The sequence below is a fragment of the Lacibacter sp. genome, assembly GCF_035299325.1.
Taxonomy (GTDB): domain Bacteria; phylum Bacteroidota; class Bacteroidia; order Chitinophagales; family Chitinophagaceae; genus Lacibacter.
Window position 1 is genome coordinate 79751 of the sequence record NZ_DATGWT010000017.1, and the last position, 20250, is coordinate 100000.

Sequence of the window (20250 nt, forward strand, 5' to 3'; positions counted from 1 at the left end):
TTCAGCTTACTTCAACATGACTTTGCATACTTCTATTTCGCTCAGGATTTATTCAACAGTTACACTCTTTGCTAAGTTTCTCGGTTTATCTACATCCAAACCTTTTGCCACACCAATATAATAGGAGAGTAGCTGCAGCGGAATAACGCTCAACATCGGCGCAACAATTTCATCTGCTTCCGGTACAAACATAATATCATTACTCATGGTTGGAATGGTTTCATCATTCTCCGTGATCACAGCGATTACTTGTCCTTTCCTTGCTTTGATCTCCTGGATATTGCTCACAATTTTATCGTAGTACGCATCTTTGGTTGCAACAAAAACCACAGGTAGTTTTTCATCAACCAGTGCAATTGGTCCATGCTTCATTTCTGCAGCAGGATAACCTTCTGCATGGATGTATGAAATTTCTTTCAACTTCAATGCACCTTCTAATGCCACTGGGAAATTATAACCACGACCGAGATAAAGAAAATCACCGGCATCTTTGTATTTCAATCCGATCGATTTTACATTTTCTGCATCTTCCAATAATAGTTTTACTTTATCCGGAATTTCATGCAGTTCATTCAGCAAATGCATATAACGGTCATGGGTGATCGTTCCTTTTTCCAATGCGATCTTCAACGCCACCATTGTTAATACAGCCAATTGTGCAGTAAACGCTTTTGTACTTGCTACGCCAATCTCAGGTCCGGCATGGGTATATGCACCTGCATGCGATAAACGTGCAATAGAACTGCCCACCACGTTCACTACACCAAAAATAAATGCCCCTTGCTCTTTTGCTTTATCAATTGCAACAATGGTATCTGCTGTTTCACCACTTTGTGAAATAGCAATGATCACATCGCCTTTGTTAATAACAGGATTTCGGTAGCGGAACTCCGATGCATATTCAACTTCTACAGGAATACGGCATAATTCTTCAAACACATATTCTGCCACAAGTCCTGCATGCCAACTGGTACCACAAGCGATCATAACAATACGTTGCGCATTTTTTAATTGCTCGATATTGTTTTGTACACCTGCCATCGTAATCGTTCCTGCAACAGGATCTAAACGGCCACGTAAGCAATCGTAAATAGTATGCGGTTGTTCATTGATTTCTTTGATCATGAAATGATCGTAGCCGCCTTTTTCAATGGCTGCCAGTTCAAGATCAAGTTTCTGAACGTATGGAGTGATTTTTTCGTTGCCCAGATTTTTTAAGACCAGTTCATCGGCTTTTACGATTGCCAGCTCGTAATCATTTACATACACCACTTCTTTCGTGTACTCAATAATAGGAGATGCATCACTGGCAAGAAAATGTTCATTCTTACCAATACCAATTACGAGCGGACTTCCTTTCCGTGCTGCTATAATTGTATCGGGCGTGTCTTCATCGATCAATAAAATAACATACGCACCAACTACACGTTTCAATGCAATACGTACTGCTTCTTCCAAAGAGCAGTCGTTATTCGTCTTTATATCTTCAATAAAGTTGAGGAGTACTTCGGTATCCGTATCGCTTTTAAACGTGTAGCCTTTTTTCAGCAATTCATTTTTGATCGATACATAGTTTTCAATGATACCGTTATGGATCATGGCCAGCTTTCCGTTGTTGGAAAGATGGGGATGGGCATTACGATCACTTGGCTCACCATGCGTAGCCCAACGTGTATGTCCAATCCCAATGTTTGATTGAATGTCTTTGCCAATTACTTCTTCTTCTAGCTGGGCAACTTTACCTTTTTTCTTGTACACTTTCATTCCGTGATTGAGCAGCGCCACTCCGGCACTGTCGTAGCCACGGTATTCAAGTCGTTTCAGTCCTTTTAATACAACGGGATAGGCCTCCCTTGACCCTATATAGCCAACGATTCCACACATGATAATCAGTAGTTTGTTTACTTTACAAAGATGCAGAAATATGATTAAGTGTTCAGCGGAAATATTACCTGCCTGAGAGTTTATTCACAGGTGCAGCTTTTTGAAGCTTTCACATTTCTTTATTAATCAGAATAGCGGTTACTGCATCTATTGAATGAGAGTTTGGTAACAAAAGAGGCGATTGGTTGATCTGCATAAAAGAAAGGATCATGAACAACATAATTCACATTGCCGCTACGCTCGACCAGCCCGATCTGCTTGAAAACATGATTGAACAGTTGGCTTACCGTCGCTATGATCTCGGTTTTGGCCACCAGAAGGTACCTGTTGACAGCGAAGCGTTAGAAACATCATCATCTTCCATTTATCTCAGTGGAACTGTTGCATTAACAGAAGGCACTGAGCAATTGAACATTCCGTTCATTACGAACTTTCTGTTCACTTGTGTAAAAGGGGAAGACGGTATTTATAAACTTACCTGGAGTACATCGTTATCATAACGAGAACTTAATTGATACTACTATTGATTGCAGGTCTATGAAATTCATTACTCCATTTTAAAAGGAGCAGCGTGTATAACAAAAATCCCCGTAGCTATTGCTACGGGGATTTTTAATTAATTATTCTTTTTCCGGAAAGGCCACCATTTCTTTTTGGTGCTGTCTTTCTTTGGATCTGTTGCAACAGGTTTTGTTTGATCTTTTTTCTGCTCAGGATTTTTATCAGCTTGTTTCTTTGCTTCCTGTAATACTTTCTGTTCTTCGTCGATCTGTGATTCAGGACCAAGCGTTGGATCAGGTGTTAACTTCAGATCGTTATAATCAGAAGAAGTACCATTACCTGCATCAGGATTTTCAGCATCAGGTTCATTACGATACTTATCAGCAAAATTTTCGAAATCCATAAAGGTTTCCATCTTCATACTTTCCGGTTGCACAAACTTTGCTTCATTTGAAATGCCTAGCGTTTTGTCATTAAACACTTTGTCGAAGAAGTAGCCCCAGATTGGTAGTGCCGTGCGGTTACCTTCACCCACCATTTTTAAGAATGGATCATCACAACCAACCCAGCCACCGGCTAATAATTGAGGATTGTAGCCGATAAACCATGTATCTGTATTGCCGTTTGTAGTTCCAGTTTTACCAGCGATATCACCTGTTAATCCCATCCCACGTAATCGTCGGCCGGTACCAATATCAACCACACCCTGCATCATCTTCACCATTGTGTAAGCAGCAGCTTCACTCATCACTACTTTTTGTTCGGGAGCATAGGTTTGTAAAATATTTCCATTCCTGTCTTCTATACGTGTTACATAAATCGGTTGTGTACTCATGCCATTGGTTGGGAACATGGTATAGCTCTGCAGCATTTCATATACACTGATGTCTGCACTACCCAATGCAATGGAAGGATAGGGAGGCATGTCGCTTTTTATGCCGGTTGTTTGTGCAAAATTGATGACACTCTTAACACCGAATTGATTCATTAAATAAGCTGCACCCGGGTTTTTAGAAAACGCAAGACAAATAGCCATTGGGCCGCCGCCACCGGTAATCATCTTACCACCTAAATTGATCGGGCCACTCGGCAACGGAGTTTCAGGTGTGTAACCATTTTCAACTGCATATGCATAAAGAATAGGTTTAAATGTTGAACCAACCTGGCGCTTTGTGTTCATGTTTACGTGATCGAACTTGAAGTTTTTAAAGTTCACACCACCAACCCATGCTTTTACTTCACCGGTAAAAGGATCCATTACCATAAAACCTGTCTGGATGATCATCTTATGATAACGAACAGAATCATAAGGCGACATGATGGTGTCTGTTTCACGCTTCGCATTCCAGGCAAACACCTTCATTTTTGTTTTTGTTTTGAAGACTTTGCGGATTTCTGCTTCATCTACACCCGCAGCTTCCATCTTCTTCCAACGGTCGCTGTCTTTCATACCACGCTCAAGAATATTTTCATGACCTTTCCAGATGCTGTTATCTTTTACCCAAGGAAGTGTCCAGTAATTTTTTTGCAATGCACTCATGTGCTTCGATACTGCTTCTTCAGCATACAACTGCATGCGTGGATTAATGGTTGTATAGATCTTTAAACCATCCCTGTAAATATTATAACTCTCACCATTCGGCTTTTTGTTTTCTTTTGCCCACTTCTTCATCTGATCACGCAACACATCACGGAAGTAAGGGGCAAGACCTGCACTTTCATCAAGTTTTTTATACTTGAGATTGATTGGTTTGTTTTTTAATTTCTCTGCATCTGCTTCGCTTACAAAATTGTTACGCACCATATCGTTGATCACCGCATTTCTTTTTTGCATTGCTCTCGGAGGAAACAATCGTGGATTGTAAGCGTAAGGTGCATTTACCATACCGATCAATAAAGCGGCTTCATCAACAGTAACCAATGATGGTTCTTTCTGAAAAAAAGTTTTTGATGCATTGCGGATGCCAAACACATTATCGCTGTACTCAACTGTATTGAGATATAGTGCAATGATCTCTTCTTTGGTGAAATTGCGTTCAAGTTTTACAGCAATGATCCATTCCTGTATTTTCTGAAATACACGACGGAATTTATTTCTTGCACGTTCACGGAAAAGATTCAATGCCAGCTGTTGAGTGATTGTACTGCCACCACCATCACTTCCAAGTTTTGCAATGGCACGTGCAAGGGCACGACCATCAATACCGGAGTGTTCATAAAAACGCTCATCTTCCGCAGCTATCAAGGCATTCACTATGTTCTTTGAAATGTCTTTATACTCTACATTGGTACGGTCTTCCAGGTAAAACTTACCCATCATTGTACCGTCGGAGGCAATAACCTCACTGGCAAGAGAGGCAGATGGATTTTCCAGTTCTTCGAGGGATGGCATTTTGCCGAGCAGACCGAAATTGGCACCGATCACCAGCAGGATAAACAAACCCATACCGATGAAAAAGGCACGCCATAAATACTTGATTGGTTTACGCATAAGATGTGTATATGAGATGCGATTATCAGCAAATTCAATACCAGACAAATCTAAAACAATTCAGGGAGGCAAATGGAAGAAGAATTCCTAAAATTTATCCTTGATGTACTGACGTAAAAAGGTCTTGTATTCTTCCATATTCTTCCTGGTTTTTAACATTTCCAGGTTACGATCAGAGATTATGACAAAATTGTATTTCAGTTCAGGTAGCCATGGAACAATTTGGCGGGCGTTCTTTTTCCATTCTTCCATGTAACCAAGTGCGGTTGTTACATCGGAAAACAGACCCATTTCCATCCAGGTATTGTCTTTATCACCCTCGTAAATTCTGAGTGGGATATTCTGACCACCAAAGGAAGACGAGTTATAACGTTGATAAGCCGTCCTGGCTTCTGTTAAATAAACCGGATCTACTTCATCAAAATACATCAGCACAGTATAGGGATCGGTTGCGTTGTACACATAGGCCATTTCAATCTTGCCTTCTTTCAACGGCTTGATGGTTGTTGTATCCATGCCGGGCTTATTGCCAATGATCGGCTTACCTGCATTATTACGATCTGTTTTATTCACATCCGTTTTTTCAATTGGTGCAACAGGTCGTTGAATGTTCGCATTGTTCTGACCGGGCAAGTTGATGGGCTTAATCTGATTGCTTGAGTCTTTCTTTATTTCCTGCACAACCTTATTCACTTTTGTACCTTCATCGAATGGTATCACCACACTATCTTCAGTTTGGCGAACAATATTGGTGCGTGTGAGATAATCTTCAATTTCTGCACGGCGGTTTACCACATCTTTCATCACGGCCGCTTTCTCTGCCATTGGCGTGCCGGGAAAATTGCGTTCAAGGTTGGTTAATGTAACAATGGCTACACTATCATTTTTTTGTTTGATGTGATACAACGATTCAATATATAACAACTGTGGTGTCCAGTAAGAACTTCCGTACAATGAATCAGCCAGTTTCTTCTCCTGTTGTGCCTCGTCAAATTTGCCGGAGATAAACAGGTTGTAAATATTTTCGTATGCAATTGTCTTTGCATCTTTCGAAACAACCACAGGATTTTTTGAAGCATTTATTTTCTGTACCAGGTCGCCATTAGGATATTTTTTATTCAGCTGATCACGGTAGTAAGCTGCTTTTTCTTTATCACCAGTTTTGGTATAACAGTAATACAACTCAAACAATACATCCTGTTCTTTTTCATAATTACCGAAGCGTTTCCAGATCTCTTCAAATACAATGGCTGCCTGCTCATAATCTTCAAGCTGGTTTTTATAGATCTGTCCCTGCTCAAATAATGATTCTGCAATTTTTTGATTCGACACTAGCAGTTTCTCTTCTGTAAGCGGTAAACGACTTTTTAAACCTTCAACCGTTAATTCCTCTTCCGGAATTTTATCAACTTCAATACTTACATCTTGCCCGGCACTATGATCATACTGTGGTGCCTGCTGTTCAGGTTTGGCTGCATCAACTGCATCCTGCCTGCGCCAGTTATCTACATTGGGTCGAGTTCCCCATTTTGATTTAAACTCGCTGAAGCCTCTCGACTTTTGTGCCGCATTATAGAAATACCAACTGTTACCACTGCCTGCATTTGTGAAAAGAGGAGTGTTATCTGTTGTTCCATTATTCACCGCTAATGTAGGTGTGTAAGCAGCTTCTTCTTTTAAACCACGTTGCCTGCGGAGCTTGCGTGCAAGTGATTTCAGGTAAGCATCCATTTCTTTTTCAGGCATCTTGGCAACAGCCTGCAAACTGTCTTGCTGTTTTACAATTGTAATAAGGTTCACCAACTGTTTCAGCATTTGCTGTTTTATTTGCAGTTGTGCAGTCATATCTGCAAGAGCAGGGTCCTGCATGTTTACACTGTCAAGTGAGTTTGATGCAAGTGTGTAATCTCTGCGTGCATATGCCAGGTCAGAAAGTTTTACAAATGCTTTATTTTTTGTTGATGGATTTTCAGGCATGTAAGAAACGCTGCGTTTCAATAAGGTCATTGCCTGCGTTGTATCGCCTTTTTCCAAAGCCATACCGGCTGCTGCATAGAACAACACATCTTCATAACCATCAAAACGTTCTTTCTTTGAAAGCTTCAAGAGGTCAGCTAATGTTTCAGTCACAGCATCGCCACCTTCTTTTTTCACTAACTGTGCTTCATAAATACGTGCATGGATGTAAAGCACCGGATCAGTAGTATGCGACTTTGCTTTGTTAAAATAAGAAGAAGCAAGTTCAGGTTGATTTGTTTTTGCATACAACTGCGCCAGCAAATATTCCCAACGTGCCAACTCCGTTTTATCAGCTGCTTCGCTCAATGCATCTTTTAAATAAAAGGCGGTACTATCCCATTGTTCCTGCTGATAAAAAGTATAAGCCTGCACTTCGTTCAGTTTGCCATGAAGTCGTTTTGGAAAAGTGGGGTCTTTGCGTAAGAGGTTAATTAAACTATATGCTTCAGGGTATAAACTATCTGCTGCATAGGTGCGTGTAAGCCAGATAAGTGCGTCGTTACGACTTGGCTGATGCGAAAATGCCTTATGCATCAGATCGGTCTTTTCCTTGGTGGCAATATTCAGATCACCTTTTGTTGAACGGTCGTTTGACCCAACAACAATAATATATTCATCTTTTCCTTTCGGGAAGAAATTGTAATTGATAAACTGGAAGATGCGGTAAGCCGAATCGTACTTCTGCCAATAAAAATAACTCTGCCCGATAAGCAGGTACATGTTATCGATGTAATTATTCCTCAAATCGTGCAGCACGATGCCGGCAGTCGCTTTAAAGATCACCGAATCAAGTTCAAGTGAATCAGCAGCAGTACGGTCAGTTGAATAATTATAGAAGGGAAGGAGTTGCGTATAATCATCCTGATGGCTCAGTTTCGCTTTTTCAACAATAGCGTTGATCTTGTTAGTGGCATTGTAATGAAAGTTATAATGCGTAACCATGCTCTGGTAAATACGGCGGGGCAGGGTAAATTTCTTATCGTCCGTTTTTTCCGAACCCAGTATTTTATTCTCGTATTTTTTCGGTTTTACCAGGGGTAAGGTAAAATCGGGTTGTGCCGATGCAGAAAAGCAGCCCAGCAGGAGAACGATTAAGATGAGATTCAGTTTAGGTACAATAATTGGCTGCATGCAGGCGTTGGGTCGTTTTTCTTAATTAACTCAATACGACCAAAAATATTTTAATTCACGGTAAAATCAGGAAGAATTTCTTTATTTCCACCTGTTAAACAGTAAATTTAGTCCTCATTTACAGTATGGCAAAACGAATTGACGCAGAAAGTACACTGAAGCGCTTGCGCAACCGCTACCGTTTGGTGGTGATGAACGATGATACCTATGAAGAAGTAGTAACATTTAAATTATCCAGATTGAGCGTTTATGTTACTCTTAGCACCATTTTTGTATTATTGGTGGGGCTTACAGTAGCGCTGATCACGTTTACCAACCTGAAGTATTATTTACCGGGCTATGGTTCACAAAGTCAGCGGAAAGAACTGATCTTCTATAAAACGAAGATCGATTCGCTGGAAAGATCGATGTTGTATAAAGACCAGTATCTTGATAACCTGAAAAAGGTATTGTCAGGCGATGTAAAAACCAATGTGTTGGATACAAATACCCTGAAGATGCCTGAAGTAGAACGTTCGACACAATAAAAACCACTGCATATGTTCAACAGTAAATCCAGTTCCCAGGAAAAAGATTCCTCCACAGGTTTGGCAACCATCGTTGCCTCCGGTACCGAAATCAAAGGAAATATTGAAAGTAAGGGCGACATCCGGGTGGATGGCACGCTTCATGGCAACCTCACCACTTCCTCAAAAGTGCTGGTGGGTCCATCGGGTAAAATTTATGGTGATGTAGTTGCGCAACAGGCAGATGTGCTGGGGCAGATCAACGGCACCATTAAAGTAACCGAACTGCTCTACCTGAAAGGCAGTTGCCAGATAAACGGTAATATTTATGCCGGTCAGTTGCAGGTTGATGCTACTGCCTCGTTCAATGGTGAATGTCATATGGGCGCAGCTGCCGTATCAAATGCACCATTGGCCAGTGTGCTGGAGATCAGCAAAGAATCGTTAAATGCCGCAGCCAACGACCAATAAATCGTCCAAGCCAACAAAAAGTAACAGAGCTTACCTGGCGCAATATGCCGGGTTGGCTTTTCAATTAATTGCTGCATTGGGACTTGCTGTTTTCGCAGGTTTAAAAGCAGATGGCTGGTTGAAGCTGAATTTTCCTTTACTTGCATGGTTGTTACCGGTAGTGGTGCTCAGTGCCATCTTTTACCGGATTTATAAAGACACATCTGCAAGGAAATGAAGAATCAAAACCAGAAATTGTATTTACCAATTGTAGGACTTTTTGTTGCGCTGAATAGTTTTTACCTGCTTGGTCAAGGCTGGCTCAATAAATACGGTCTGAGTTTTAATGTGCTGATGGGTGGTAACCTCATTTTGTTTATTGTTACTATTACTTCGCTGTACTTCCACGTCAAAGGTTTTTTGCACAAAAACATTCAGGTGTTTTTCAGAAGTGTGTATGGTGCACTCATGATCAAGATGCTCATTTGTGCAGCAGCCGTGATCGTTTATGCAATGATCGCTAAACCAAATATTAATAAGCCGGCGTTGTATGTTTGTATGGCGTTATATTTCGTTTATTCATTTATGGAAGTGCGGATGGTGTTTCGCCTGTTGAAGCAGAAGAAAGAGAATAATGAGTAAGAAGGAAGTTCCATTACATGCATTGGCTGCTTATTTGCCCGACGGTTCGGTTGAACCGGTGCTGCAGTATCTCCATCATTACAAAATTCATTTAACTATTACCAGGGAACGGAACAGTATACTTGGTGATTACCGGCATGCCATTAATCAAAAGAATCACCGCATCAGTGTAAATGGCAATCTAAATAAATATGCTTTCCTTGTAACGCTGTTACATGAGATCGCTCACCTGCTGGCATTTGAAAATTTCGGTTTCCGCATTGCAGCACATGGCAAAGAGTGGAAGCATGAATATGGAAAAATACTTGCCCAGTTTTTATTGAAGAAAATTTTCCCGGCTGATATTGAAAAGGCATTGATGAAGTCATTACAAAACCCATCAGCTACCAGCTGTGGTGAAGAACATTTGATGCGTGTGTTGAAAAATTATGATGTGCGCAAAAATGGTGAAGTGCTGGTGGAAGAATTACAACATGATCAACTCTTTAAAACAAAAGACGGTCGTGTATTTCAGAAAAAAGAAAAGCTACGCAAACGGCATAAAGCAATTGATGTGAAGAGTGGAGCAGTGTATTTGTTTAGTGGGGTGTATGAGGTGGAGGTGATGAGTAATGAGTAATGATTAATGAGTGATGAGTGGGACTCGTCTGAAGAATAGAGTTTATTTCAGCAGGTTTACTTTTCCGACTACTTTATATTTCGATGCAGCGAGAATCGTTGATTCGTGTACATTTTGTTGAATAACTATTTGAGGTGTTTGATAAGAAGCATGAATGAAATGCAGTTGTTCATTTTCATGATAGATAAATCCGGTGTGAAAATCTAGCCCGACAATATATAATCCGTTTTCAAGTTGCCGTAAGTTTTTTACAAAATCCTGAATTGGCGTGTGGCGGAACCGTTTTATACTTTTTTTGTGGCAAACGATTTTCATCATTTCTTCACTTGCAGCCTGTGCAAGTTTTATTCGGTTGATGTGTAACCTTGCATCTCTTAAGACTGTTGTTACAAAATACCCGCATGCAATGCTGCCAGTTTGGGGTACTTCTGTAGTACCATAAAAATTCCATTTTGTACCATACCAGTAGGGAATAATTGAATCAACGATAAAGCGACTGTACAACAGTTCAAAACTATCTGAAGTAATGTGCTGTTGTTTAAATTCCCTTGCAGTCAGTACAATGGTTTTGTAGGGTTTTTTATTTTCTTTTTTAGACTTTGTATAAGAAACAGAAACAGGATTTATTTTTTTTGACTTGTCATCCTGATTGCAAGCAACAGTTAGTGTAAAAACGAGGGTTAAAGTTCGAAACATAAAAAGAAGATGCAATTACATCCTCTTTCCATACAAATACTGTAGTAATATAGAGGCACTCATCACTGATCATTCATCATTCATTACTCATAGCTTCTTCAACATCCACCGATCGCATCCAAAATGTCCACTATTACCCATGGGGCCATCTAAATATTCAAATCCGAACAGTTCATATACTTTTAATGCCTGTTTCAACTCAGGCATGGTTTCTAAATACACCTGTTCATAACCATTTTCTTTTGCCCAGGTAAGACATTGTTCGATCATCCGTTTACCTAATCCTTTACCACGTGCATTTTTGTGCAGGTACATTTTTACCAATTCGCATGTTTTATCAGGCAAACCTTCGGTTGGATAAATACCGCCACCACCTAACAGTTGTCCATTTTCTTCTGCAATAAAATAGAAACTGCCTTTGGTTTGAAAGAGTTCATACAATGCATCAGTTGTGGGATCGTAAAAAACAGTGCCGGGTTTGTTTGCACCAAACTCTGCTAGCGAATTGCGAACGATCACAGCCATGGCAGCATTATCCGATGGTTGAATGGGGCGAATATGAACAGTTGAAGACATGCTTCAAAGCTAAATGGAAATTTATTATTTCAAAAACAGGAAAACTATTTACAATAAAGGCACAAAAACACAAAGGAAGAAAAGTAAACTTCTTTTCTTCCTTTGTTGAAGTGTATTTGCTTGTAAGTGGCAGCTTTCTTAATAAGTATCTTCCAATGAATATTGTCCGCCACCGAGAATAATACCCAGTTTTATTCCGAGATAGTTGTTATTGATCTCACCTGTTTTGCCTACGAAGTTATATTCAACTGCTGCACGGATATGCCATACTTCCACACCAGCTCTTGCCATGCCGCCAAACTTAGTTGAAGCAGGCACCTTCACAGTTCCACCACCTTCACTGTTCGCTTCAACACTCAGGAAATTATAAACACCTGCGCCACCGCCAATAAACGGACGTACAGTACGGTTGGCAAAATAATACTCAGCCGTTGGTACAAATGAAATACCCAAACCGGCTTCGCCATTGGCGTTAGGATCCATTCCATTAAGACCTGCATAGCCACGTATCATCGCCGTTGCTTCCATACGTAATCCAACAGTTAAACGATCCAAGCATTAAAACGTGGTTCCAAGGCCAGCAATACTCCTGCTTTTGCACCCTTACCTGCGGGGCGGGCAAGACCTGCATCAAGCAATACTTCAAATGGTTTGAAATGATGTTGTGTTTCGAATCGGAGTTGTGCAGAAGCTGATTGAATGACAAACAAACTTAAAAATAATACAAAGCAGTTACGGAGTAGTCCTTTCATGTGATAATTGGTTGATGGTTTATACTTGCAGGATCGGTACAAAAAATAAGCCGATTAGGCAAGGTGAATGAATAAACTATTCACAAGGTATAAAAACGAATGCCATACGAAAATCGTATGGCACCGTCTGTTTATTTTTCGTTCAGTTTATGCTACTGCCTGTTTTACCAATGCAGCTGCTTCGCTTAACTGAATAGCACTTTGTACTTTCAATCCGCTTTCATCGATCAGTTTCTTTGCTTCTTCGGCATTTGTACCTTGTAAACGTACGATGATGGGAACAGGAATGTTACCAATTGTTTTATAAGCTTCAATTACACCTGCAGCAACACGATCGCAACGAACAATACCACCAAAGATGTTGATAAGAATTGCTTTTACGTTCGGGTCTTTTAAAATGATCTTGAAACCAGCTTCAACAGTTTGTGCATTTGCAGTACCGCCTACGTCCAAGAAGTTTGCCGGTTGTCCACCACTCAACTGGATCATATCCATGGTTGCCATTGCCAAACCTGCACCATTCACCATACAACCTACGTTACCATCAAGTTTAATGAAGTTGAGGTTATGATTTCCTGCTTCCACTTCTGTAGGATCTTCTTCTGTAGTATCACGCATGTTCGCAACATCAGGATGACGCATCAATGCATTATCATCAATGTTCATTTTGCAATCCACCGCAATGATCTTGTTATCGGCTGCTTTAAACAATGGATTAATTTCCAACATACCACAATCCAATCCAACATATGCATTGTAAAGATTCGTTACAAACTTTACACAGTTCTTAAACGCTTCACCGCTCAAACCAAGGTTGAAAGCGATCTTTCTTGCCTGGAACGCTTGTAATGGTCCGCCAGGGTTAACCCACTCTTTAAATATTTTTTCGGGAGTGTCATGTGCAACATCTTCAATGTTCATACCGCCTTCGGTACTGTACATGATCACGTTTTGTTTTTTTGTACGATCGAGAAGAATAGAGAGATAAAATTCTTTACGCTCTGTTGGCCCATCGTAATACATATCCTGCGCAACAAGAATCTTATTTACCACTTTACCTGCAGGTCCGGTTTGAATGGTCACCAATGTGCCACCCAAAATACCTTTTGCAAACTCAGTGATCTGGTCAATATTTTTTGCAACTTTCACACCATTGATACCTGTTTCTTTCACAGTTCCCTTACCACGGCCACCCGCATGAATTTGCGCTTTTACAACTGCAAAGCTGCTGCCGCTTTGGTTCTTGATCTGGCGATAAGCTTCTTCGGCTTCATGTACTGTGCTGCAGGCAAATCCTTCCTGCACCGGAACATTGTATTTCTTCAATAATTCCTTGGCTTGATATTCGTGGAGGTTCATATGCAAAAAATTTCGGCGAAGATAAGGAAAGAACAGGTGGGAATAAGACAGAACATGAAGCGTTTTATGATACCGGCATCATCTCCTTGAGCATCGCCTGTTGCGTCGCAATCCGTTCATGGTATGGGAATACTAATCGGCATGTGATCGATCGTGCCAATTCTTTATCTTACTGTCATGAACCGGCTTTTTATATTGTTTTTAATCATTCTTTTCTGTGCTTGCAAAGGCAATCAAAAGCTTGCAATAACTCAACGCAAAATCAACGCTGTAAAGGGTTCTGCGTTTTTTCAACAGGCAACAACAATGAATTGGAAGCAACGTGATTCCTTTGCGATTACCGAACTGCTTGCCGGTAATATGCCCGATTTTTTGCGAACGTTTGTTCCTGTTTCAATCAGCATCACCGATTCGATAAACAATAAAAAAATTACAGCGGTTCTTTACGTAACACCTGACTACTTAAGTGTGGGAACAAATGATGATTGGGCAAGGATTCCTTTATCGCCCATGTCGGCACAACAAATTGCTGACAGTTTTCATTGCTTCCTGCCAACAAAAAAATTAGTGGATGACATTTACAAAGCTGCAAATGTAAAATTAGAACCGGTACCTATGTTTGCTTTTCGTGACAGTACACCTACCATGTATCAGCATCATCTCATCATTGAAGGACAACGAAAGTTGCGGAAAGGATTGATTGCAGGTATTAAAAAAGATGTGGTACTTTCCGAGCAATTAAAAACTCCAGGTAAGCAGAGCAAAGTCGCAATCTATGGCTGGCATTATTTAACGGGCAAACCGATACAACCCGTTTATACCGGACATGTAAACTGGTATGTTGATTACAGTCACGGCATCCGGTTAATTTATGAGCGCATCAAAGTAAACGGAAAATGGATGCATTATGCCGAGCTGGCAAACGACCCGCTTTTATTCCGTTTACTTACAGATGAATCTTCATTTTCCTTTATACGATACCCGTACGAAAGCAATATATTTGCCGCCTTACAAAAATGAAAGAAATGGGAGAATTATTGAATAAGATCAACGAAACGGTGGCGTATATCCGAAGCCTGTATGCAAATGAATCAACAGTGGGTGTGGTGTTGGGCAGCGGCCTCGGTCATTTTACCGATGAACTGCAAATTGAAAAAGAGATCAGCTATAACGATATACCGCATTTCCCCGTATCAACTGTTGAAGGACACAAAGGCAAGTTGGTATTTGGTAAACTGGGGAATAAAAATGTGGTGGTAATGGCCGGTCGGTTTCATTACTACGAAGGTTACTCGATACAGGATGTGGTATATCCCATTCGTGTGATGAAATATTTGGGTGTGCAATCGCTTGTGATCAGCAATGCAGCAGGTGGAGTGAATACAACCTTCAAAGTAGGTGATCTTATGATCATCAAAGATCATATCAGTCAGCTTACACCCAATCCGCTTATTGGTAAAAATATGAGTGAGCTTGGTCCACGCTTTCCTGATATGAGTGAACCTTACAAAAAAGACTTCATTAAAAAAGCAAAAGCGATTGCAGCCAGCATGAACATTGATGTAAAAGAAGGTGTGTATTGTGGTGTAACAGGTCCCACGTTTGAAACACGCAGCGAATATAAAATGATCCGGATGCTCGGCGGCGATGCAGTGGGCATGAGTACGGTTGCTGAAGTAATTGCCGCTATTCACATGAGTATCCCTGTTTTTGCCATGAGTGTGATCACTGATATTGGTATTCGTGAAGAAGAAAATATCATCACCCATGAAGAAGTATTACAGGCAGCAAAAGAAGCTGAGCCAAAGATGACGGCAATTGTGAAACAGTTAATTCTTGAACTTTAAGTTGCTTTTAGTAAAGTGGCCATTCAATTCGTTTATTTTTGCACGGGCCGGTAAAGCCCGTTTTTCTTATATGACCCGTTTACTGCTGTTAATTTTCTTGTTCATTTCATCCTATGCCGTACAGGCGCAGAATCCCTTGCAACGTTTGCCGGGTGCCGGTTTGTTGGGCGGAAACAGAATTGGTGGTGGCGGGGGAGGCGGCGGTGGTCCATTCAAAGATTCGCTGTTACACCGCACCGGCTTTGAAGATTCAATTACCGTTGCATTCCGATATCTAGATACTGCCAGGTTTTATTTTCTTGATTCAACGGTGAATGATTTCAGCAAGAAATGGCATCTTCCCTGGACGCATATTTTTTTGGGTAACACCGGCAGCGCATCCCGCAGTTTGTTATTCAGCCCCAATATGAAACCAGGTTGGGATCATGGGTTTCATGCTTATGACGCATACATTCCTGAAGTGGAGGAAACAAAGTTTTACAACACAACAAGACCTTATACACAGCTCGATTATGTTCTTGGCGCAAAGGTGGAACAGAATATTGGTGTGCTGCATACACAAAACATCCGTTACAACTGGAATTTTACATTCAACTACAAGCTCATTAATGCACCGGGCATTTTCAGGAACACAAAGAATAACCACAGTAGTCTTCATTTCAATACCTGGTACACTACGCCAAACAGAAGATATACTGTTTACTTTATTGCAGCGAATAATAAAATTGGCGCAACAGAAAATGGCGGGATTAAAAGCACAAAATTTCTCGACAGCTTACCCTTCTTTGCAGAACGTTTCAGTATACCAACGAATATAGGAGGTGCTGAGGCGATACAGAACAGTCTGTTAAGTAATGCTATTACAACAGGTAATCGTTATACTGTTACAAATTTCCTCATCCGTCATCATTATGATATTGGTAAAAGGGATTCACTTGTAGTAAATGATACAACCACTGTGTATTTGTATTATCCACGTTTCCGTTTTCAACATACGGTGCAACTCAACCGCTATAAGTTTGAATTTGCTGATTCGAAAGTTGATACAGCGGGTTATAATTTATTGTACGGGTTGAGCAACCTGCCAACCACATTTGGTATAAAGGATTATTGGCAAACGTTTACAAACGAAGCGGCCATTTATTCTTTTCCTGATATTAAAAATCAGCAACAGTTTATAAAAGCAGCAGCAGGTTTTCAACAACTCGAAGCAGATTTTGGAACAGCAGAACCTTCGTTCTCCAACCTTTTTCTGAATGGCGAGTATCGTAATAAAACAAAGAATAAAAAATGGGATATGGAACTTGCCGGTACATTGTACATTGGCGGGTTTAATGCCGGTGATTACAATGTGCATGCTTCTTTAAAACGTTTGATCGGGCAGAAACTTGGTTATCTCACACTTGGTTTCGATAACGTGAACCGCAAGCCATCGTTTATTCATGACGATTTAAGCAATTTCAAAAAACTGAATCTTGGTAATACAAGTTTTGGCAATGAAAATACGACTATTGCATCTGCCTTGTATGAATTGCCCCAGCAGAAATTAAAATTGGGAGCAAAGTATTTTCTGGCAGCAAACTATATCTACTTTAAAAATTATTCGCAGGCCGATCAGGAAGCTACTTTGTTTAATGTGCTGCAATTACAATTAGAAAAACAGTTTCGCATTGGTCGTCACTGGAACTGGTATATTGAAGCATATGCGCAACAATCAACAGCGGGTGCTCCTGTGAATTTGCCGTTGTTGTTTACCCGGAACCGTTTTGCATTTGAAGGAAAGTTCTTTAAAACACTTAATCTTAGCACGGGGGTTGAGCTTCGTTATCACACTCCTTACAAGGCCGACGGTTTTTCGCCCATACTTGGCCAGTTCTTTTTACAGAACGATACGACCATTAATAATCTCCCCGATATAGCCGCCTACCTTCAATTCCGGATCAGGAGTTTGAGCATTTTTTTACGAGCGGAGAACCTGAATACTTTTCAACTAGGTGCCAGCAACGGGTTCTTAAACAACAATTTAGCCGGCCCATTGAACCCAACCCCGGGTTTTTTCGTACGTTTTGGAGTTTATTGGGGATTTGTTAACTGATCAGCATCATATCCCTTTGAACTCAAATAGTTATCTTTGTCAACGTGCTGAAGAAGTTATTCATATCAATGATTGCCTTGTTCTACCTGTCTGCCACCAGCGGAATGGTTTTGAACGTGCATTATTGTATGGGACAGATATCTTCCATCAGCTTTGGTCATGAAAACGATCACACCGATGGCACTTGCGATAAATGCGGCATGCTCAAAACCGAAAATCATTGTTGCAAAGACGAAGTAGCAGAAGTGAAGTTGAATGAGGCACATCAAACCTCATCCATTGCGTTCGAGCTTTCAAGCATCAGTGCAATACAGCCCGTAAAGCTCATCGTTTTAAATGATCCCGAACAAGGAGTTACTGCTCCTCCGGTTGATGCATACGTTTCTCCTCCTCCCAAAAACTTCAACAAGGTTTATCTTGATGTAAGTACTTTCCTGATTTAGTTTAGATTGGTCTCTTATGAATGTTCTGTACTTACAGAACCGTCTGTTTATTTAATCAACCTAAAACTTAATAATCATGAAATCAATTCAAATAATCGCTGCATTCATTTTCTTGTTTGCAGGAACTTCAACGCTTAATGCTCAATCAAAAACAAGTGGCAAGCAGGCTGCGGTAAAAACCTCTGTATTTAAAGTATGGGGTAACTGTGGCATGTGTAAGAAAACAATTGAAGGTGCTGCCAAAACAAACGGTGCAAGTTTCGCTGAATGGAATGAAGATAGCAAAATGCTCACGGTAAAATATGCTGCTGCAAAATCATCTGACGAAAAAATTCAGAAAGGTATTGCTGCTGCAGGTTACGATAACGAAAAGTACACAGCTCCTGAAGATGTCTATAACAACTTACACGAGTGCTGCAAGTACGATCGTAAAGTGGCAGACAAAAAAACAACAGAAGCTGGCGCATGTTGCATGAAAGATGGTAAATGCACAGGTGATAAAGCGTGTTACAAAAAAACAGAAGGCAAATCTGATTGTTGTGCAAATGGTACTTGTGCAAAAGAAGGTGGCTGCTGCGCAGGAATGAAATGTGAAAAGGGCGGCGATTGCTGCAAGAAAGAAGGTACAGTTGCCATGGCAGATTGCTGCAAAGGCGGTAAGTGTACACATCACTAAACTATGACAGGGCTGCTGAAGACCATACGTTTTCAGCAGCTATTTTTCAATCACCAAATGAATTTCTATGAAAAAGTTTTTCTTCTTTATATGCCTGTTGGTAGCTGTATCTGCTTCAGCACAATTTAAATCGGCAACGTTACAAGCAAGTGGTTTAACCTGTGCCATGTGCAGCAATGCCATCAATAAATCATTGAAAACACTATCGTTTATTACAAGTGTAGAATCTGATATTAAAACATCCTCTTTCATTATCAATTTTAAAGAGGGTGCTGATATTAATTTTGATCAACTGCGTAAGAAAGTGGAAGATGCAGGATTTTCCGTTGCCAAATTACAGGTAGTTGCCAATTTCAATAATGTATCTGTTCAGAACGATCAACCTGTTACTGTTGCCGGTAAGCAGCTTTACTTTTTGTCTGTAAAAAATCAGCAGTTAAGTGGCGAGAAAGTGATCACCATTGTTGATAAGAATTTTTTACCGGCAAAAGAATATAAAAAATATGCAGGCCAAACCAAAGCCGAAAGTTTCAAAACAGGCGAGGCAAATGGTGTGCGTGTTTATCATGTAACAATTTAAATTATCCGGGAGGCCAATGGCTTCCCTTTTTTCAAACGATATGTACCGTTTTTTATTCGTCAGCTCGTTGCTGTTGATCTGTTCAATTGCAAACGGACAGGAGTTATATATTTTTTCTAACCCGGCTTCCAATATTCCTGCAAAAACAATTGTGGCCAAGGCTGGTATGAAAACCATGCGTTCTTATCATAACAATGAACGGGAGTACAGGTTTATGCCCGAACTGCAATTGGGATTAACAAAAAACTGGATGCTTACCGGCGGAGTCAGCTTCTCAAATATGTTCTTTCAATCGAAACAACAATTTGAAAGTGCAAGGCTTTATACCAAATATCGCTTTTACAGTAACGATGAAGTGCATAAACATTTTCGTGCTGCAGTGTATGCTTCAGGTGCATGGAGTAATAATCCGTTGGTATACCAGGAATTAAACCTCGAAGGTGATAACAGCGGTGTGCAGTTGGGCGTAGTGGCAACGCAACTCGTAAACAAATTTGCAGCATCAGCAGGTGTTGCTTATGTACGCCAATTAGAAAAAGCAGATAAATTAGATTTGGGAATTCCTTTTTCAAATCAGGCATTGCAGTACAATTTGTCAATGGGTTATTTGTTGTTTCCCCACAAGTATGAAAACTACAAACAAACAAATCTCAATTTATACTGCGAGTTCCTTGCTCAGCAAAGCACTGATATAAAAGCCGGCTTTATTGATATTGCTCCTGCAATTCAGTTGATCTTTAACAGCAGCACCCGTTTTAATGTGGGTGCACGTTACCAGTTAACCGGCGATGCTCACCGTATGGCTGAACGCTCGGTGTTCATCAGCCTGGAGCACTACTTTTTAAATGCATTGAAATGAAACTGATCAAACCGGTATTGCTGTTTCTCCTTTCTCTATTCCGAAAAAAGGATTGTTGCAGATAAGCTTAAAGCCTGTTCCATTGGAGCAGGCTTTCTTGTTTTCGCTTACAGCCGGTAGCTTT

Annotated in this window: 21 protein-coding genes; 13 read left to right on the forward strand and 8 right to left on the reverse strand. The window is 40.5% G+C overall.

What is annotated here, in order from left to right; genetic code table 11:
* Positions 1-48 precede the first annotated feature (48 nt).
* The gene (gene glmS, locus VK159_RS10770) at positions 49-1884 is read right to left on the reverse strand and encodes a glutamine--fructose-6-phosphate transaminase (isomerizing) (RefSeq protein ID WP_324230145.1); all 1836 of its coding nucleotides are present in this window, start codon (positions 1882-1884) and stop codon (positions 49-51) included.
* A gap of 209 nt (positions 1885-2093) precedes the next feature.
* Between glmS and VK159_RS10775 the strand changes: the two genes are divergently transcribed.
* Complete coding sequence (locus VK159_RS10775; RefSeq protein ID WP_324230146.1) at positions 2094-2384, forward strand: hypothetical protein; 291 nt, start codon at positions 2094-2096, stop codon at positions 2382-2384.
* A gap of 116 nt (positions 2385-2500) precedes the next feature.
* Here the strand turns inward: VK159_RS10775 and VK159_RS10780 are convergent, their stop codons facing one another.
* Together VK159_RS10780 and VK159_RS10785 are read right to left on the reverse strand one after the other, a co-directional pair.
* Positions 2501-4876, reverse strand: coding sequence for a transglycosylase domain-containing protein (locus VK159_RS10780; protein ID WP_324230147.1), 2376 nt, complete (start codon positions 4874-4876; stop codon positions 2501-2503).
* 87 nt (positions 4877-4963) lie between these two features.
* Entirely contained in the window at positions 4964-8026 is a 3063-nt protein-coding gene (locus tag VK159_RS10785) for a hypothetical protein (RefSeq protein WP_324230148.1), read from the reverse strand.
* A gap of 125 nt (positions 8027-8151) precedes the next feature.
* Between VK159_RS10785 and VK159_RS10790 the strand changes: the two genes are divergently transcribed.
* From VK159_RS10790 to VK159_RS10810, 5 genes are read left to right on the forward strand one after another with little or no spacing between them, the layout of a single operon-like run.
* A complete protein-coding gene (locus VK159_RS10790; protein WP_182801881.1) occupies positions 8152-8553 on the forward strand; it encodes a hypothetical protein in 402 nt (133 codons plus the stop codon).
* Positions 8554-8565: 12 nt separating this feature from the next.
* Positions 8566-9003 carry a bactofilin family protein gene (locus VK159_RS10795; RefSeq protein ID WP_182801880.1) on the forward strand — a complete coding sequence of 146 codons (438 nt, stop codon included), beginning with the start codon at positions 8566-8568 and terminating at the stop codon, positions 9001-9003.
* A complete protein-coding gene (locus VK159_RS10800) occupies positions 8981-9220 on the forward strand; it encodes a hypothetical protein (protein WP_324230149.1) in 240 nt (79 codons plus the stop codon). Before VK159_RS10795 ends, VK159_RS10800 begins: the two co-directional genes overlap by 23 nt.
* Entirely contained in the window at positions 9217-9624 is a 408-nt protein-coding gene (locus VK159_RS10805; RefSeq protein ID WP_324230150.1) for a hypothetical protein, read from the forward strand. Before VK159_RS10800 ends, VK159_RS10805 begins: the two co-directional genes overlap by 4 nt.
* Positions 9617-10243 (forward strand): SprT-like domain-containing protein, encoded by a 627-nt coding sequence (locus VK159_RS10810; RefSeq protein WP_324230151.1) that lies wholly within the window; start codon positions 9617-9619, stop codon positions 10241-10243. Before VK159_RS10805 ends, VK159_RS10810 begins: the two co-directional genes overlap by 8 nt.
* 42 nt (positions 10244-10285) lie before the next feature.
* On the opposite strand, the gene VK159_RS10815 is transcribed toward VK159_RS10810, so the two are convergent.
* The 5 genes from VK159_RS10815 to sucC all read right to left on the reverse strand — a co-directional run bounded on the left by VK159_RS10815 (position 10286) and on the right by sucC (position 13626).
* Positions 10286-10939, reverse strand: coding sequence for a hypothetical protein (locus tag VK159_RS10815; RefSeq protein ID WP_324230152.1), 654 nt, complete (start codon positions 10937-10939; stop codon positions 10286-10288).
* 87 nt (positions 10940-11026) lie between these two features.
* Positions 11027-11515, reverse strand: coding sequence for a GNAT family N-acetyltransferase (locus VK159_RS10820; RefSeq protein WP_324230153.1), 489 nt, complete (start codon positions 11513-11515; stop codon positions 11027-11029).
* Positions 11516-11653: 138 nt separating this feature from the next.
* Positions 11654-12070 (reverse strand): hypothetical protein, encoded by a 417-nt coding sequence (locus tag VK159_RS10825; RefSeq protein WP_324230154.1) that lies wholly within the window; start codon positions 12068-12070, stop codon positions 11654-11656.
* Positions 12058-12267: a hypothetical protein gene (locus VK159_RS10830; protein ID WP_324230155.1), complete on the reverse strand. Its 210-nt coding sequence runs from the start codon at positions 12265-12267 to the stop codon at positions 12058-12060. The genes VK159_RS10825 and VK159_RS10830 overlap by 13 nt, the downstream gene beginning before the upstream one ends.
* Before the next feature lie 147 nt (positions 12268-12414).
* Positions 12415-13626, reverse strand: a complete 1212-nt coding sequence (gene sucC / locus VK159_RS10835) for an ADP-forming succinate--CoA ligase subunit beta (RefSeq protein WP_182801874.1) — start codon at positions 13624-13626, stop codon at positions 12415-12417.
* Positions 13627-13932: 306 nt separating this feature from the next.
* On the opposite strand from sucC, the gene VK159_RS10840 reads away from it, so the two are divergent.
* The 7 genes from VK159_RS10840 (at position 13933) to VK159_RS10870 (ending at position 20126) form a co-directional block, all read left to right on the forward strand.
* Positions 13933-14646, forward strand: coding sequence for a hypothetical protein (locus VK159_RS10840; protein WP_324230156.1), 714 nt, complete (start codon positions 13933-13935; stop codon positions 14644-14646).
* 5 nt (positions 14647-14651) lie between these two features.
* On the forward strand, positions 14652-15473 hold the full coding sequence (locus VK159_RS10845) for a purine-nucleoside phosphorylase (protein ID WP_324230157.1): 822 nt from the start codon (positions 14652-14654) through the stop codon (positions 15471-15473).
* Positions 15474-15543: 70 nt separating this feature from the next.
* The gene (locus VK159_RS10850; RefSeq protein WP_324230158.1) at positions 15544-17568 is read left to right on the forward strand and encodes a putative porin; all 2025 of its coding nucleotides are present in this window, start codon (positions 15544-15546) and stop codon (positions 17566-17568) included.
* A gap of 44 nt (positions 17569-17612) precedes the next feature.
* Positions 17613-18011, forward strand: coding sequence for an HYC_CC_PP family protein (locus tag VK159_RS10855; RefSeq protein WP_414672826.1), 399 nt, complete (start codon positions 17613-17615; stop codon positions 18009-18011).
* Positions 18012-18087: 76 nt separating this feature from the next.
* Positions 18088-18687 (forward strand): hypothetical protein, encoded by a 600-nt coding sequence (locus VK159_RS10860; protein ID WP_324230160.1) that lies wholly within the window; start codon positions 18088-18090, stop codon positions 18685-18687.
* 67 nt (positions 18688-18754) lie between these two features.
* Positions 18755-19267, forward strand: coding sequence for a heavy-metal-associated domain-containing protein (locus VK159_RS10865; RefSeq protein WP_324230161.1), 513 nt, complete (start codon positions 18755-18757; stop codon positions 19265-19267).
* 16 nt (positions 19268-19283) lie between these two features.
* On the forward strand, positions 19284-20126 hold the full coding sequence (locus VK159_RS10870) for a hypothetical protein (protein WP_324230162.1): 843 nt from the start codon (positions 19284-19286) through the stop codon (positions 20124-20126).
* The last annotated feature ends 124 nt before the right edge of the window (positions 20127-20250 follow it).

What these genes read in the sequence shown, in the direction of transcription:
- VK159_RS10795 (WP_182801880.1), top strand. Translation starts at nt 8,566, where the DNA reads ATGTTCAACAGTAAATCCAGTTCCCAGGAAAAAGATTCCTCCACAGGT.
- VK159_RS10820 (WP_324230153.1), bottom strand. Translation starts at nt 11,515, where the DNA reads ATGTCTTCAACTGTTCATATTCGCCCCATTCAACCATCGGATAATGCT.
- VK159_RS10850 (WP_324230158.1), top strand. Translation starts at nt 15,544, where the DNA reads ATGACCCGTTTACTGCTGTTAATTTTCTTGTTCATTTCATCCTATGCC.
- VK159_RS10785 (WP_324230148.1), bottom strand. Translation starts at nt 8,026, where the DNA reads ATGCAGCCAATTATTGTACCTAAACTGAATCTCATCTTAATCGTTCTC.
- VK159_RS10830 (WP_324230155.1), bottom strand. Translation starts at nt 12,267, where the DNA reads ATGAAAGGACTACTCCGTAACTGCTTTGTATTATTTTTAAGTTTGTTT.
- VK159_RS10790 (WP_182801881.1), top strand. Translation starts at nt 8,152, where the DNA reads ATGGCAAAACGAATTGACGCAGAAAGTACACTGAAGCGCTTGCGCAAC.
- VK159_RS10810 (WP_324230151.1), top strand. Translation starts at nt 9,617, where the DNA reads ATGAGTAAGAAGGAAGTTCCATTACATGCATTGGCTGCTTATTTGCCC.
- sucC (WP_182801874.1), bottom strand. Translation starts at nt 13,626, where the DNA reads ATGAACCTCCACGAATATCAAGCCAAGGAATTATTGAAGAAATACAAT.
- VK159_RS10780 (WP_324230147.1), bottom strand. Translation starts at nt 4,876, where the DNA reads ATGCGTAAACCAATCAAGTATTTATGGCGTGCCTTTTTCATCGGTATG.
- VK159_RS10815 (WP_324230152.1), bottom strand. Translation starts at nt 10,939, where the DNA reads ATGTTTCGAACTTTAACCCTCGTTTTTACACTAACTGTTGCTTGCAAT.
- VK159_RS10865 (WP_324230161.1), top strand. Translation starts at nt 18,755, where the DNA reads ATGAAAAAGTTTTTCTTCTTTATATGCCTGTTGGTAGCTGTATCTGCT.
- VK159_RS10775 (WP_324230146.1), top strand. Translation starts at nt 2,094, where the DNA reads ATGAACAACATAATTCACATTGCCGCTACGCTCGACCAGCCCGATCTG.
- VK159_RS10870 (WP_324230162.1), top strand. Translation starts at nt 19,284, where the DNA reads ATGGCTTCCCTTTTTTCAAACGATATGTACCGTTTTTTATTCGTCAGC.
- VK159_RS10845 (WP_324230157.1), top strand. Translation starts at nt 14,652, where the DNA reads ATGGGAGAATTATTGAATAAGATCAACGAAACGGTGGCGTATATCCGA.
- glmS (WP_324230145.1), bottom strand. Translation starts at nt 1,884, where the DNA reads ATGTGTGGAATCGTTGGCTATATAGGGTCAAGGGAGGCCTATCCCGTT.
- VK159_RS10840 (WP_324230156.1), top strand. Translation starts at nt 13,933, where the DNA reads ATGAATTGGAAGCAACGTGATTCCTTTGCGATTACCGAACTGCTTGCC.
- VK159_RS10800 (WP_324230149.1), top strand. Translation starts at nt 8,981, where the DNA reads ATGCCGCAGCCAACGACCAATAAATCGTCCAAGCCAACAAAAAGTAAC.
- VK159_RS10805 (WP_324230150.1), top strand. Translation starts at nt 9,217, where the DNA reads ATGAAGAATCAAAACCAGAAATTGTATTTACCAATTGTAGGACTTTTT.
- VK159_RS10860 (WP_324230160.1), top strand. Translation starts at nt 18,088, where the DNA reads ATGAAATCAATTCAAATAATCGCTGCATTCATTTTCTTGTTTGCAGGA.